Genomic DNA, 14,040 nt, shown 5'->3' with positions numbered 1-14,040 from the left:
CAAACTCAATTTTTTGCAAAGTATGCCGACAAACTTATCTGCTTACACCACAATGTTTCGCTCACTCACAATAAAAGATGCAGATTAACCGGTATTCAGTAAATATGCAGCGCTAATACCCGGCACAATAGTCGTTTTATGCGGGTGGCATGGCATTGTACTTTCCCTATTATTTCCCGGAAAATATCTGAGTGGACTACGCAGGGTTTAGTTTACCGGGCAGCAATATTTTGTTGCCTGCCTGGCAGAGTTTTTCTGGTTAAGTGCTTATTGTGATTGAGATATGTCTGACGGAACTGGCAATAATTTGTTATAGCTCAACAATTATTTGTTATTCCGGCCGTAAACTGCATCAGTAGTTATTTTTTCAGTGGCATATAGTCAGTGACAGTAAAAAAGCACATTCCCGGTAGATATTTACCAGAGTGAAGTGTGGTTGCATTATGGTGCTGAGCCTGCACACTGCACCCCAGTGCATAAAACGGGTGCAGTACACAGAAAAAGTGCGACACGAAAAAGTTTAACCGACATCATCAGGTTTTACCTGACAGGTAGGGAAGAGGGTGCAAACCCCTCGCAGCCCCCGCTGCTGTGATGCTGACGACCCCGCAATACCACTGATCAACTGATTGGGAAGGGCGGGCAAGAAAGACGCTAAGCCAGAAGACCGGCCTGATGATGCAAATGACACCTTCGGAGGGAAGGGCGTCTGCAGCCTCGTATTGCCCTGAAGGGAATGCGCCTGGCTTGTTGCGCCCATTTTCCGCCAAAAAGGAAGTAAAAATGGCCACAGGCGCAAAACAGGCATTCATTCTGGCAGGCACTTCAAGCGGTTGTGGTAAAACCACTCTAACCCTTGGCTTGCTGGCACTTTTGCGGCAACAAGGCTTTGCTCCCCAACCATTCAAAGTCGGCCCGGACTACCTCGATACCACCTGGCATAGCGCTATTGCTGGTCGCAAATCACGTAACCTGGATAACTGGATGCTGCCGGATAATACCGTTCGGGCATTGTTCAGCCGGGCTATGGAAACCACCTCACTGGGGGTGATTGAAGGGGTTATGGGCCTGTTCGATGGCCTGGGCCTTGACCCGTTTTGCGCCTCAACCGCCGGTATGGCGCGTTTGCTGGGTGTGCCTGTCATTCTGCTGATGGACGGCAAAGGCGTATCCACTTCCCTGGCGGCAACCCTCAATGGCTTTTGCGATTTTGCACCGGGTGTCAATATTGCCGGGGTCATTATCAACCGGGTCAATACTGATAATCACTTCCGCCAACTCTGTGCCGCGCTTGGCCGCTATTGCCGCGTTCCGGTGCTGGGTTATGTCCCTGAACTGCCTGAACTCCACCTGCCATCCCGCCATCTTGGATTAGTGGGCGCAACGGGCAAAGCAATTAACCAGGCACCCTGGCAGCAACTGGCTGCCGTGCTGGAAAAAACAGTTAATCTCCCGGCGCTGCTCAACTGTTGCCAGCCTCTGCGCAACCTGTCCGTAGCCACTCTACCACTCCCCAACCCGGCACTGGCTGGCGGGCTGAGCATGGCTATCGCGCAGGATGATGCCTTTCATTTTTACTACCAGGATAACCTCGACATGCTTGAACAGGCCGGTGTCCGGCTGGTGCCATTCAGCCCGCTGGCAGACACACAAGTGCCAGCCTGCGACATGCTGTGGCTGGGGGGCGGCTACCCGGAAATGTTTGCCAGCCAACTGGCGGCGAATGGCGCCATGCGGGCTTCCGTTAAACAATTCTCGGCACGCGGTGTGCCGGTGTATGCCGAGTGCGGTGGGTTAATGTACCTGGGGGATTCACTGGCAGATGCCGAAGGGCAAACGCACTCCATGTGCGGCGTGCTGGCAGGGCACAGTACCATGGGTAACCAGCTGAAAAGGTTTGGGTATTGCGAAGCAACTGCCAGCCACGACACTCTGCTCGCCGCGGCAGGTGAAACACTGCGCGGTCATGAATTCCACTATTCTGAGTTCACCACTTCACTGCCCGCCAGCCAACAGTGCCGCAAAGTGCGCGACGGCCAGGTGGTGCGCCAGTGGGAAGGCGGCTGGCAGCAGGGCAACACCTTTGCCAGTTACCTGCACCTCCATTTTGCCCAGAGCCCGGCCATGCTTAACCGCTGGTTCACTACCGCCAGGAGCCTGCAATGATGTCACTGTTTTCCTGGCTTTCCGCCTGGTGTGTTGCCGCTCTGCTGGATTACTGGCTGGGTGACCCGCAGCACTGGCCTCACCCGGTGCGCTGGATGGGCAACCTGATAAACCTGCTGCAGCGCGCTGTTCGCCGCGTTTGCCATTCACCCCGGGCATTGCGCTGGGGAGGCGGTGTGATGTGGCTGGTGGTGGTTGCGGTTACGGGTGGTGTGAGCTGGGGTGTTTTGGCTCTGGCAGAACGTGTTCATCCGCTGCTTGGCTGGGTGGTCAATACCTGGATGATCTTTACTCTGCTGGCCGGGCGCTGCCTTGCAGAAAGCGCCGGGGAAGTTGAGCAGGCGCTGCGCAAGGGGGATTTGCCGCTGAGCCGGGAAAAACTGAGCTGGATAGTCGGGCGTGATACCTCTCAACTCCAGCCACCTCAAATTACCCGGGCAGTGGTCGAAACGGTGGCGGAAAACAGTGTTGATGGGGTTATCGCACCGCTGTTTTTCCTGATGCTGGGCGGCGCGCCGCTGGCAATGGCGTACAAGGCCGTGAATACCCTGGATTCCATGGTGGGTTACAAAAACGCGCGTTACAAAGATATCGGCCTGGTGTCTGCACGTATGGATGACGTAGCCAATTACCTGCCCGCACGCATTGGCTGGCTGTTGCTCAGTGCGGCAGCCTGGCTCAGCCAGTTCAACGGCCTCAACGCGTTGCGTATTGGCTGGCGCGACAGAAAACAGCACAGCAGCCCCAATTGCGCCTGGTCTGAAGGGGCGGTGGCCGGGGCTTTGGGGGTGCGCCTTGGCGGGCCAAATAACTATTTTGGCGAGCGGGTAGAAAAACCCTGGATTGGCGATAACCTGCGCGAAATAAGCGCGGATGACATTCCGGCGTCCGTGCGCATGCTGATGGTCGCTTCCGGCCTGGCACTGGTGCTGTTTGCCCTTATCCGTATCGTCTTCACGCTCACGGTGTGATGGCAGGAGAACCCGATGGATTACATTCAACAGCCTTTGCTCATTGAACGCCGTAGCTTCGAGATAATTAGCGAGATAATTGCCGCTGAACACCCCGGCTGGCAGTGCAGTGACCCACGCCAGGAAGCGGTTATCAAACGGGTGATTCACACCACGGCAGATTTCGACTGGCTGGAAACCTTATGGTTTTCACCACACATTATTACGGTGCTGGATGCCGCGTTGCGCCGTGGTTGCACACTGTTTACCGACACCACCATGGCGCTCGCCGGTATCAACAAGGCCCGTCTTGCCCGGCACCATGTTGCCAGCCACTGTTTTATCAGCAACCCGCAAGTGGCGGCAGTGGCAAAACAAAAAGGTATTACCCGCTCAATGGCGGCGGTTGATGTCGCTCTGGCTATGCCGGGCGAGAAAATCTTTGTTTTTGGCAATGCGCCTACTGCGTTATTCCGCCTGCTGGAAAGTGGTGAACAACCTGCCGCCGTCATTGGCGTACCGGTGGGTTTTGTCGGCGCGGCTGAATCCAAACAGGCCCTGACAGACAGCGGCCTGCCAGGTATTGCTGCCTGTGGGCGCAAAGGCGGCAGCAATGTGGCTGCGGCTATTGTCAACGCCGTGCTTTACACCATGGAGGCAGGTGATGACTGATTTCAGCCTCGCCGGTACCGTCTGGCACAACGGCAAAGCCTTGCGTAAAGGCTATACCACCGGCTCCTGCGCAACCGCCGCCGCCCGGGTTGCTGCGTTAATGGTGTTGCGCCAGCAGGTAATTAACCAGGTTTCTATTACCACGCCGTCTGGCATCACCCTGCATTTGAACGTGGAATTACCGGTAATTGAAGGCCAGCAGGCCACCGCCGCCATTCGTAAAGACGGGGGCGATGATGTCGATGCCACCCACGGCATGCTGATTTTTGCCAGGGTTCGCCTGAATGACTCGGGGGCTATCACGCTGCAAGGCGGCGCAGGCATCGGCGTGGTCACCCGCCCGGGAACTGGCCTGGCGCCAGGGGAACCGGCCATTAACCGCACGCCCCGGCAAACCATAGAAGCCGCGGTGCGTGAAGTGATTGGGCCGCAACGTGGGGCAGAAGTCGAAATTTTCGCACCGGAAGGGGAAGACCGGGCAAAAAAAACCATGAATGCCCGGCTCGGCATTCTGGGGGGCATTTCCATTATCGGCACGACGGGTATTGTGACGCCAATGTCTGAAGAGAGCTGGAAACGGGCGCTGGTGATTGAGCTGGAGCAGAAACGCGCGGAAGGCCGGGAAAATGTCATTCTGGTGCCGGGTAACCACGGTGAGCGTTTTGTACGGGAAAGCCTGCACCTTGACCCGGCTATGGTGGTCACCATGAGCAACTTTGTGGGCTATATGGTCCAGGAAACCGTGCGGCTGGGGTTTAAACGCGTGTTGCTGGTCGGGCACCCGGGCAAGTTGATTAAAGTCGCCGCCGGTATTTTTCATACTCACAGCCATATTGCAGATGCCCGCATGGAAGTGCTGGTCGCCCACCTGGCGCTGATGGGTGCGCCCCTGGCGTTGTTGCGCGCAGTCAGTGAATGCGACACCACAGAAGCTGCACTGCCACTGATTGGCCGCGCGGGTTACGCACGGATTTACCCTGAGCTGGCACAACGGGTTTGTGCCCGTGTCCAGGAAATGTTGCGCTTCACACAATCTCCCCCACAGTGCGACGCCATTCTTTTCTCATTTGAACAACAACTGCTTGGCTGCAGCCGCCCGCTGGCGGTGATTCAGGAGGCATTCCAGTGATTACTGTCGTGGGCATTGGGCCTGGTAACCTTGCATTGCTGACACAACAGGCTCGCCAGGCCATCGCCTGCGCCGGTGTGCTGGTTGGCGGCAGGCGGCATCTCAAATTGTTTGAAGCATTTGAAGGCGAAACACACCTGCTCACGGCAGATATCGCCGCTTTGGTGGCGTGGCTGGAAGGCGTGCAGCAGCAGGATATCGTGCTGCTCGCGTCTGGAGACCCAATGCTGTTCGGGATTGGTAAACGCCTGTGCGACCATTTTGGGCGTGAAAATATTGATGTGATCCCCGGAGTAAGCGCCATGCAGTATCTGTGTGCCAAAGCTGGAGTGGACATGAACGATATCTGGCTGACCAGCAGCCACGGGCGGGAAGTGGATTACGAAAACCTGCTGCGCCACAACAAAGTGGCCCTGGTGACAGACCGCAACAATGGCCCGGCGCAAATCGCCCGGCACCTGGTGGCATGGGGCGCTGGGCAGCGCACCATGATCATTGGTGAAAACCTCTCGCTGGAGAATGAGCGTATCCGGCGGTTGCCCGCATCCGTGGTAACCGGAGACTTTGATATGAATGTTGTGGTGATCCTCAATGAATGATGCCCATTTTTTACGCGGTGAGCGCGTACCCATGACCAAAGAGCCGGTGCGGGCGCTGGTCCTCTCCCGCCTGCAACTGCACAGTGCTGAAACCTTTATGGACGTGGGCGCAGGCACCGGCAGTGTATCGCTGGAAGCCGCGGTAACCTGGCCTGGACTACAGGTGATTGCTATTGAACGGGATGCGGCGGCGCTGGCGTTGTTACACACCAACCGCAGCCATTTCGGTTGCGAAAATGTGCAGGTTATAGCAGCACAGGCCCCGGTTAATTGCGATTTACAGGTCGATGCCATTTTTATTGGCGGCAGTGGCGGGCAACTGTCGGCATTGCTGCACTGGTCGCTGGAGCATTTAGTTCCCGGTGGTCGCCTGGTCATGACTTTTATTCTGCATGAGAACCTGATGCAGGCGCTCACACTGCTTGGCAGCCTGCCCGTCTGTGCGCTGGAGTGTGTTCAGCTCCAGGCGTCATCCATGGTGGCGCTGGGAGAAGGGCACTATTTCAAACCGAACAACCCAACCTTTGTGATTTCCTGCCTGAAGGAGGGCAACCATGGCTGAACCGGTATTTCCGGGCGTCTGGTTTGTTGGCGCAGGCCCCGGCGACAAAGAGCTGATTACGCTGAAGGGCTACCGGCTGTTACAGCGGGCCGATATCGTCATTTATGCAGGTTCGTTAATTAATACGGAACTGCTTGAGTGGTGCCCTCAGGCGCAATGCCACGACAGCGCAAGCCTGGCGCTGGAAGCCATTATTGGCCTGATGGCAGACGGTGTGCGCAATGGCAAGTGTGTGGTGCGCCTGCAAACCGGGGATTTATCGCTCTATGGCTCGGTGCGTGAGCAGGGGGAAATGCTGTCTGCGCGGGGCATTAGCTGGCAAGTGGTGCCGGGAGTCAGTGCCTTTTTGGGGGCCGCCGCGGATCTCGGCGTGGAATACACCGTACCGGAAGTTTCCCAGAGCCTGATAATCACTCGCCTGGAAGGGCGCACACCCGTGCCGGAGAAAGAGCAACTGGAGAGTTTTGCCGCGCACCAGACATCCATGGCGATTTTTTTGTCCGTGCAGCGAATTAACCGGGTGGCAGAACGCCTGACAGCAGGCGGTTACCCACCACAAACCCCAGTGGCGGTGGTGTACAAAGCCACCTGGCCGGAGCGCCGGGTAGTGCGGGGGACGCTGGCGGATATCAGCGAAAAGGTGAGGGCCGCCGGAATACGCAAAACCGCACTGATACTGGTGGGGGCGTTTCTGGGCGAGGAATACCATTACTCCAAACTTTATGATGCCGGGTTTAGCCATGAATACCGTCAGGCCTGAATCCCTGGTGTTGTTCTGCCTGACGCCAGGTGGCGTGGCACTGGCAGAACGGCTGCGGGCTGTATTGCCAGTAACCTGCTTTACCAGTGAGCCGCTACTGAAAAAAGGGTTTCGCCCGTTTATGGGCAGTTTTGCTCAAACTGTAAAAGACGCGTTCCCGGTGCATTCCGCATTGATTTTTATTGGTGCGACAGGCATTGCGGTGCGCATGATAGCGCCACTGCTGCAAGACAAAATGTCTGACCCGGCGGTCGTGGTGATTGATGAGCGCGGCCAGCATGTGATTAGCCTGCTTTCCGGGCATATGGGCGGAGCGAATGCTCTGGCCTGCTACCTGGCTGGTGTACTGGGCGCAGACCCGGTCATTACCACGGCAACAGATGTGAATGGCCTGGCGGCTCTTGATACCCTGGCAAGCCAACTGGACGCCAGGATGGAAAACCTGCGTGATGGAGTAAAAACCATCAACCAAATGTTGGTCAGCGGGCAGCAGGTGGGGCTGTGGTGGGATGATGACTTTGCCAGCCAACAGCACCAGGTGACCACTGACGGGTTTATCAACGTGGCCGAGCTTAGCGCGTTACCCCGGCTCGATGCGCTGGTGTGTGTCACGCTGCGCGCCAGGCTGCCAGAAGTTAACTGCCCGGTCTTTAAACTGGTTCCCCGCCGCATTGTCGCGGGTATTGGTTGCCGCCGGAATACGCCTTTCACTGTGCTGCACAAGCTGTTGGCTGAACAGTTGCAGGCCCGCCGCCTGGATTCACTCGCATTACGGGCTATTGGCAGTATCGATTTGAAACAGGACGAACCCGGCCTGCAGGCACTTGCGCAATGTTACCAGGTGCCGTTTGAAATTTTTTCCGCAAGCGAACTACAACCTGGCGAAGCGCATTTCCCTGTTTCGGCGTTTGTGCGCGAAGTCGCGGGCGTTGGCAGTGTTTCCGGCCCGGTCGCCTGGCTGATGAGTGGTGGTCATTTACTGGGGGAAACCTTGCGTGAACAAGGCGTTACCCTGACTTTAGGGGTTGTACACTGATGTTAACCGTAATCGGAATAGGGCCGGGTTCCCAGGCCATGATGACCGTCGAAGCCACTGAAGCGCTGGCGGCGGCAGATATTATCGTTGGCTACAAAACCTACACCCACCTGGTGAAAGCGTTTACTGGCGATAAACAGGTAATTAAAACCGGTATGTGCAAAGAAATCGAGCGCTGCCAAACGGCAATTGACCTTGCCAAAGCAGGCCATAATGTGGCTCTGGTCAGTAGCGGTGATGCCGGTATTTACGGAATGGCTGGCCTGATTTTAGAGCTGGTGAGCCAGCAACAGGCCGGTATTGAAGTGCGGGTAGTGCCCGGAATGACTGCCAGCATTGCGGCGGCTGCGTTGCTCGGCGCGCCCCTGATGCACGACTTTTGCCATATCAGCCTGAGCGATTTACTCACGCCCTGGCCCGTGATTGAAAAACGCATTATTGCTGCCGGGGAAGCCGATTTTGTGATTTGCTTTTATAACCCGCGCAGCCGCGGGCGTGAGGGCCACCTGGCGCGCGCCTTTGATTTGCTGATGACGGTGAAAAACCCGGCCACACCGGTTGGGGTGGTGAAGGCCGCCGGGCGCAAGAAAGAAGAAAAATGGCTGACAACCCTTGCGGATATGGATTACGCCCCTGTCGATATGACCAGCCTGGTGGTGGTGGGGAATGCCACTACCTATGTCAAAGACGGGCTGATGATAACCCCGCGGGGTTACCGCCTGTGAACCATGTCCTGGTTCTGGGCGGCACCAGCGATGCCACGCCGATTTGCCAGCAACTGGAAATGGCGGCGGTGCCTTACACTCTGTCTGTCGCGACGGAGGCCGGAGCCCGGCTGGCTTCGGTGCGCGCAGGTTCCGTGTTGTGCGGGCGGCTGGATGCCGGGCAACTGGCTGAATTACTTGCAAGCCGCAGGGTTAACTGGCTGGTTGATGCCACCCATCCCTATGCCCAGGAAATCAGCCGTAATGCCTGGCTGGCCTGCCAGCAAACCGGTATCGCCTACAGCCGTTATCGCCGCCCCAGCCAGCTGGATTGCGTTTCTCACCCGTTATTACACAAGGTGGCAAATATTGAACAAGCCTGTGGTGTTGCCGGTGCGCTTGGCCCGCGCGTGTTGTTAACCACAGGCAGTAAAGACCTGGCCCGCTGGCAGGCAGGGTTGCCGGGCAAACACCTGCTGGTGCGTGTTCTTCCCGTGGCTTCTGTCATTGAACAGTGTGAGCAACTGGGGCTTGGCCCGGAGAATATTTTTGCCCTGAAAGGCCCGTTCGACGCAGCCTTTAACCAGGCGTTGTATCAGTTTTGCGCACCCGATGTGGTAATTACCAAAGAGTCTGGCATTCAGGGCGGCTACCTCGACAAAATTGTACCGGCTCTTCAGGCCGCCATTCCCTGCATTGTGGTGACGCGGCCACGGGAAATGGTGCCGGAAGCCCTGGTGCTGGACGGGCCGGAAGCATTTACCCGCAAGCTGCAGGGCTGGCTGGCATCACCCGTTAACCCGCAACCCAGTGCGCTCAGTAACAGGAGAACAACAGTATGAAAAAAGCATTACTGGTGGTGAGTTTTGGCACCAGCTACCCAGATACACTGGAAAAAAATATTGTTGCCTGTGAACAGGCGCTGGCGGCCTGTTGCCCGGACCGCACGCTGTTACGCGCTTTTACCTCCGGCATGATTATCCGCAAACTGGCGAGGCGCGACGGGCTGGTGATACCGTCACCCGCGCAGGCCTTGCAGCAACTGGCGGAACAAGGCTACCAGGATGTCGCCATTCAGTCGCTGCATATTATTAATGGCGACGAGTACGAAAAAGTGGTGCGGGATACCGCTCTGTGGCAGGGGCATTTCGCACGACTGGTGCTTGGCTCGCCACTGCTCAGCACCTTTGAAGATTACCAGCAACTGATGGCGGCACTGCGCAGCCAGATGCCGCCATTAGCGGACGACGAACAAGTGGTGTTTATGGGGCACGGTGCCAGCCACCATGCGTTTGCGGCTTATGCCTGCCTTGATCATATGATGCAGGCCTGCCATTTCCCTGCCCGGGTTGGCGCGGTGGAAAGTTACCCGGAAGTGGGGCAACTGGTTCACAGCATGCAACAGCAGGGGGTACGCAGGGTGGTTCTGATGCCGCTAATGCTGGTGGCCGGTGACCACGCCATTAACGATATGGCTTCCGATGCACCCGATTCATGGAAAAGTTGTTTTGCCGCGGCAGGCATTCCAGCACAAGTGTGCCTGCAAGGGCTGGGGGAAAACCCGGCGATCCGCAGCCAGTTTGTTACCCATTTGCAGCAGGCGCTGGCGGCGGGTACCCAGGAGGTGGCGGCATGAGTGGGCGGTTATATGCCATTAGCACCGGCCCTGGTGCCAGCGACCTGATGACGGTACGGGCAACGCGCATTCTTGGCAGGCTGGATTGCCTGTATGCTCCGGCCGGGCGTAAAGGCGCAGACAGCCTGGCGCTAAGTATTGTGCGCCCCTGGCTGAGTGAAACCACCGAAGTGCACACCTGCCATTTCCCGATGAGTGCAGATAACGATGCCAAAGCAGCGGTTTGGGATGAAGTGGCTGGCACGCTGGCTCGCGAAGCGCAGGCGGGCAAACAAGTAGGGTTTATTACCCTGGGCGACGCCATGTTGTTCAGCACCTGGGTGTGGTTACTGGCACGCCTTGGCCGCCCGGACTGGCTGGAAATTGTTCCGGGCGTGACCTCGTTTTCAGCCATTGCGTCTGCCGCCGCGCTGCCGCTGGCAATGGACCAGCAGTCACTGGCCGTTGTTGCCTGTTCCGACAGCGAACAACACCTGCGCACTACCCTGAATAACCACGATTGCGTGGTAATGATGAAGGTCTACGGGCGTTTTCCGGCAATGAAAGCGCTGTTGCAGTCCTGCGGTGTTATTGACCATGCAGTGATGATGGCCGAAGCCACCTTGCCAGGTGAGCGTAGCTGGCGTGATTTGTCTGCGGTGCCGGACGATGAACCGCTTCCCTACTTTTCGACCATTCTGGTCAATAAGCAATGGGATATCAGGAGTGAATCATGGAGCAACAGGTAAAACGGCGGCCTTTTAGTGGTCCGGCACTTGCCTGGCGCTGTATTTTTATTCTGCAGAACGAACCCGCGGCAATTTACCGTGCGCAGACATTACGGTTTGGGTATCGTAACGTCCCTTGTGTCTGCCGTTTTTTGGCAATCGGGGTTTCATTGTTATTCAACCTGGCGATGCGGTGTGACCAGCAAATGACAACCGCACTGGATATGACATTACGCCAGGGGGATTTTTACCCGGCACCCGTCTGTGGCGGTTAAGGAGATGGCATGAGTAAATCCATTATGTTGCAGGGCACGGCGTCAGATGTCGGGAAAAGTGTGCTGGTCGCCGGGCTGTGCCGTATCCTGGTGCAGGACGGGCTGGCGTGTGCGCCGTTTAAATCACAAAACATGGCGCTGAATTCAGGCGTTACGCCAGACGGCAAAGAGATGGGGCGCGCACAGATTTTTCAGGCGGAAGCCGCCGGTATTGCGCCAGATGTGCGCATGAACCCCATATTGCTCAAACCCACCAGTGACCGCAAAGCCCAGGTCGTGCTGATGGGCAAGGTGGCGCAGGATATGGACGCCGTAACTTACCACGAGTATAAACCGCGTCTGCGCCAGAAAATCAGCGATGTCTGGCACAGCCTGGCGGCAGAATACGACGCCATTGTGCTGGAAGGTGCGGGCAGCCCGGCTGAAATCAACCTGCGTGACCGGGATATTGTCAACATGGGCATGGCAGAAATTGCCCGCTGCCCGGTGGTGCTGGTGGCAGACATCGACCGGGGCGGCGTTTTCGCCGCGATTTATGGCACGCTCGCATTGTTGCAACCCGAAGAGCGCGCCCGGGTCAAAGGCGTCATCATTAATAAATTCCGTGGTGATGTTGCGCTGTTGCAACTTGGCCTTGAGCAAATAGAAGCCCTGACCGGTGTACCCGTCATTGGTGTGATGCCCTGGCTGGATATTGACCTGGAAGATGAAGATAGCGTGGTGCTGGAACGTGCCAGATACCAGGTCGGCCAGGATAAGGCACTGGATATTGTGGTAGTGCATTTGCCGCATATTTCCAACTTTACCGATTTTAACCCGCTGGCTTTCCAGCCCGATGTACAGGTGCGCTATGTGCGCGACCCGGAAGATTTTGGCGGGCCAGATTTAGTTATTCTGCCTGGGAGCAAAAATACCCTGGGGGATTTGGCATGGCTGCACCAGAGCAGTATGGCGAAACGCATTCTCGCCTGGTACCAGGCCGGAGGTGCGATTATCGGCGTGTGTGGTGGTTACCAGATGTTGGGCAACACGATTGTTGACCAGGTGGAATCCAGGCTGGGGAGCCAGCCGGGGTTAGGGCTGCTGGATATCACTACCCAGTTTGCCCATGACAAAGTGACCGTGCAGGCCAGCGGCCATTGCCTGGCGGCGCTGCCCGGTATTCTGGCGGGTTGCGGCGATTTACCCGTCAGTGGCTATGAAATCCATATGGGCACCAGCCAGCGCGGTAACCAGGCTCAGCCTGTCTTTCAACTGGGCGCAGAGCACGGGCTTGCTCTTGATGGCGCTGTCAGTGCTTGCGGGCGCGTGGCAGGGACTTACCTGCATGGTGTGTTTGATAACGCCGCCTTTACCCGCCGGTTGCTGGATAACCTGCGCCAGCGTAAGGGCCTGGCACCTTTACCAGGTGAAATACCGGACTACGCCCGCCACAAGCAGGCGCAGTTCGACCAACTGGCCGCCGCCATGCGCCAGCACATTGATATCGAAAAAATTTACCACATCATGAACCAACACCAGGAGCCAGTCGTATGATGCTGATAACCGGCGGTGCCCGTAGTGGCAAAAGCCGCCAGGCAGAAGAGCTGGCAGCCCAGGCCGCTTCACGGGTGCTGTACATTGCCACCTCGCAAATTTTTGATGGCGAGATGGCGCAACGAGTGGCACACCATAAGGCCTCGCGCCCGGCACACTGGCGCACGGTGGAAGCCTGGCGCGACCTGGGGCGCTTTATTACCCCGGCTAACCCACCAGGTGAAGCCATCTTGCTGGAGTGTGTGACAACGCTGGTCACCAATTTGATGTTTGATGAAGGAGGGGAGCAGGACCCGGAAACATGGAACTATGCCGCTATTGAAGCAGCAGTAAACCAACAAATCGACCAGCTTATCGCGGCCTGTGCAGCCTGCCCGGCACCGATATTTCTGGTGACGAATGAAGTAGGTATGGGCATTGTGCCGGAAAACCGCCTGGCCCGGCATTTTCGGGATATCGCAGGGCGGGTTAATCAACGGCTGGCTCAGGCGGCAGATGGCGTCTGGCTGGTGGTGTCAGGGATTGGAGTAAAAATTAAATGATTCAGTTGTATTTGGCGATGCTCGCATTTATGAGCCGCCTGCCAGTGCGTGCTCGCTGGTATCAGAGCCTGGACGTGAAGCAGTATGTGAACGGAATTGTAACTTTTCCTCTCGTGGGGTTGCTGCTGGGATCGCTGGCGGGAGTGGTGTTTCTGGTATTGCAGCCCGGTAGTGGCACTCCGCTGGCAGCATTTTTCGCCGTACTGGCGCTGGCGGTGCTTACCGGGGGCTTTCACCTCGACGGGCTGGCAGATACCTGTGACGCTGTTTTTTCTGCCCGTAGCCGTGAGCGCATGCTGGAGATCATGAAAGACAGCCGCCTGGGCACTCATGGCGCGCTGGGGCTGGTGTTTATTTTGCTGGCGAAAGTGCTGGTGATTAGCGAACTGGCTTTGCGTGGGCAGCCGGTACTGCCCGTGCTTGCCAGTGCCTGCCTGGCCGGGCGCAGCGCGGTTGTTTTGCTGATGTTCCGCCAGCGTTATGCCCGGGAAAATGGCCTGGGTAACTTATTCATTGGTAAGGTTAATGGGGTGCAAACTCTGGTCACATTAGGGGCCGGTCTGGTGTTAGCTTCTGTGCTGCTTTCCTGGCGCGGGCTGGTGGCCTTTTTTATCACGACCGTTGTGGTATATGTTCTGGGCCTGGCGCTGAAACGTACCCTCGGCGGGCAAACCGGCGATACCCTGGGGGCGGCAATTGAAGCCGGTGAAGTGATTTTCCTGCTGGCGTTGCTGTAAGTCAGTGTCTTTTGAGCAAATCGAGAACA

The 14,040-nt window shown here is 57.1% G+C and carries 16 protein-coding genes and 1 riboswitch; all 16 genes read left to right on the top strand.

The annotated features are described in order from the left end of the window. The first annotated feature begins 518 nt into the window (after nucleotides 1–518). Nucleotides 519–690: riboswitch (cobalamin riboswitch) on the top strand. A gap of 93 nt (nucleotides 691–783) precedes the next feature. The 16 genes from A9B99_RS03700 to cobS are packed head-to-tail and all read left to right on the top strand — an operon-like array spanning nucleotide 784 to nucleotide 14,011. Beyond that, a complete protein-coding gene (locus A9B99_RS03700) occupies nucleotides 784–2,166 on the top strand; it encodes a cobyrinate a,c-diamide synthase (protein ID WP_064594718.1) in 1,383 nt (460 codons plus the stop codon). Next, nucleotides 2,166–3,137: an adenosylcobinamide-phosphate synthase CbiB gene (cbiB, locus tag A9B99_RS03695; protein WP_064595515.1), complete on the top strand. Its 972-nt coding sequence runs from the start codon at nucleotides 2,166–2,168 to the stop codon at nucleotides 3,135–3,137. Before A9B99_RS03700 ends, cbiB begins: the two co-directional genes overlap by 1 nt. A 15-nt stretch (nucleotides 3,138–3,152) precedes the next feature. Continuing rightward, entirely contained in the window at nucleotides 3,153–3,788 is a 636-nt protein-coding gene (locus A9B99_RS03690; RefSeq protein WP_064594717.1) for a cobalt-precorrin-8 methylmutase, read from the top strand. Continuing rightward, nucleotides 3,781–4,917: a cobalt-precorrin-5B (C(1))-methyltransferase CbiD gene (cbiD, locus tag A9B99_RS03685; protein ID WP_064594715.1), complete on the top strand. Its 1,137-nt coding sequence runs from the start codon at nucleotides 3,781–3,783 to the stop codon at nucleotides 4,915–4,917. Before A9B99_RS03690 ends, cbiD begins: the two co-directional genes overlap by 8 nt. Further along, complete coding sequence (gene cbiE, locus A9B99_RS03680) at nucleotides 4,914–5,516, top strand: precorrin-6y C5,15-methyltransferase (decarboxylating) subunit CbiE (protein WP_064594713.1); 603 nt, start codon at nucleotides 4,914–4,916, stop codon at nucleotides 5,514–5,516. The genes cbiD and cbiE overlap by 4 nt, the downstream gene beginning before the upstream one ends. Then, entirely contained in the window at nucleotides 5,509–6,078 is a 570-nt protein-coding gene (locus A9B99_RS03675) for a decarboxylating cobalt-precorrin-6B (C(15))-methyltransferase (protein ID WP_064594711.1), read from the top strand. Before cbiE ends, A9B99_RS03675 begins: the two co-directional genes overlap by 8 nt. Next, nucleotides 6,071–6,838: a cobalt-precorrin-4 methyltransferase gene (locus tag A9B99_RS03670; RefSeq protein ID WP_064594710.1), complete on the top strand. Its 768-nt coding sequence runs from the start codon at nucleotides 6,071–6,073 to the stop codon at nucleotides 6,836–6,838. Before A9B99_RS03675 ends, A9B99_RS03670 begins: the two co-directional genes overlap by 8 nt. Continuing rightward, entirely contained in the window at nucleotides 6,819–7,874 is a 1,056-nt protein-coding gene (gene cbiG / locus A9B99_RS03665) for a cobalt-precorrin 5A hydrolase (protein WP_064594708.1), read from the top strand. Before A9B99_RS03670 ends, cbiG begins: the two co-directional genes overlap by 20 nt. Further along, a complete protein-coding gene (locus A9B99_RS03660; RefSeq protein ID WP_064594706.1) occupies nucleotides 7,874–8,599 on the top strand; it encodes a precorrin-3B C(17)-methyltransferase in 726 nt (241 codons plus the stop codon). The genes cbiG and A9B99_RS03660 overlap by 1 nt, the downstream gene beginning before the upstream one ends. Then, nucleotides 8,596–9,420 (top strand): cobalt-precorrin-6A reductase, encoded by an 825-nt coding sequence (locus tag A9B99_RS03655; protein WP_064594704.1) that lies wholly within the window; start codon nucleotides 8,596–8,598, stop codon nucleotides 9,418–9,420. Before A9B99_RS03660 ends, A9B99_RS03655 begins: the two co-directional genes overlap by 4 nt. Beyond that, nucleotides 9,417–10,214, top strand: coding sequence for a sirohydrochlorin cobaltochelatase (gene cbiK / locus A9B99_RS03650; protein ID WP_064594702.1), 798 nt, complete (start codon nucleotides 9,417–9,419; stop codon nucleotides 10,212–10,214). The genes A9B99_RS03655 and cbiK overlap by 4 nt, the downstream gene beginning before the upstream one ends. Further along, nucleotides 10,211–10,942 carry a cobalt-factor II C(20)-methyltransferase gene (locus tag A9B99_RS03645; protein WP_064594700.1) on the top strand — a complete coding sequence of 244 codons (732 nt, stop codon included), beginning with the start codon at nucleotides 10,211–10,213 and terminating at the stop codon, nucleotides 10,940–10,942. Before cbiK ends, A9B99_RS03645 begins: the two co-directional genes overlap by 4 nt. Further along, the gene (locus A9B99_RS03640) at nucleotides 10,927–11,196 is read left to right on the top strand and encodes a CbiQ family ECF transporter T component (protein WP_064594698.1); all 270 of its coding nucleotides are present in this window, start codon (nucleotides 10,927–10,929) and stop codon (nucleotides 11,194–11,196) included. Before A9B99_RS03645 ends, A9B99_RS03640 begins: the two co-directional genes overlap by 16 nt. 9 nt (nucleotides 11,197–11,205) lie before the next feature. Next, nucleotides 11,206–12,732, top strand: a complete 1,527-nt coding sequence (locus A9B99_RS03635; protein WP_064594696.1) for a cobyric acid synthase — start codon at nucleotides 11,206–11,208, stop codon at nucleotides 12,730–12,732. After that, nucleotides 12,729–13,274, top strand: a complete 546-nt coding sequence (gene cobU, locus A9B99_RS03630) for a bifunctional adenosylcobinamide kinase/adenosylcobinamide-phosphate guanylyltransferase (protein WP_064594694.1) — start codon at nucleotides 12,729–12,731, stop codon at nucleotides 13,272–13,274. The genes A9B99_RS03635 and cobU overlap by 4 nt, the downstream gene beginning before the upstream one ends. Then, the gene (gene cobS / locus A9B99_RS03625; protein WP_064594692.1) at nucleotides 13,271–14,011 is read left to right on the top strand and encodes an adenosylcobinamide-GDP ribazoletransferase; all 741 of its coding nucleotides are present in this window, start codon (nucleotides 13,271–13,273) and stop codon (nucleotides 14,009–14,011) included. Before cobU ends, cobS begins: the two co-directional genes overlap by 4 nt. Nucleotides 14,012–14,040 lie beyond the last annotated feature (29 nt).

It is taken from the genome of Mangrovibacter phragmitis, from assembly GCF_001655675.1.
GTDB lineage: Bacteria > Pseudomonadota > Gammaproteobacteria > Enterobacterales > Enterobacteriaceae > Mangrovibacter > Mangrovibacter phragmitis.
The sequence above is the reverse complement of the archived record's forward strand: the minus strand, read 5'-3'. Positions and strand labels throughout refer to the sequence as shown.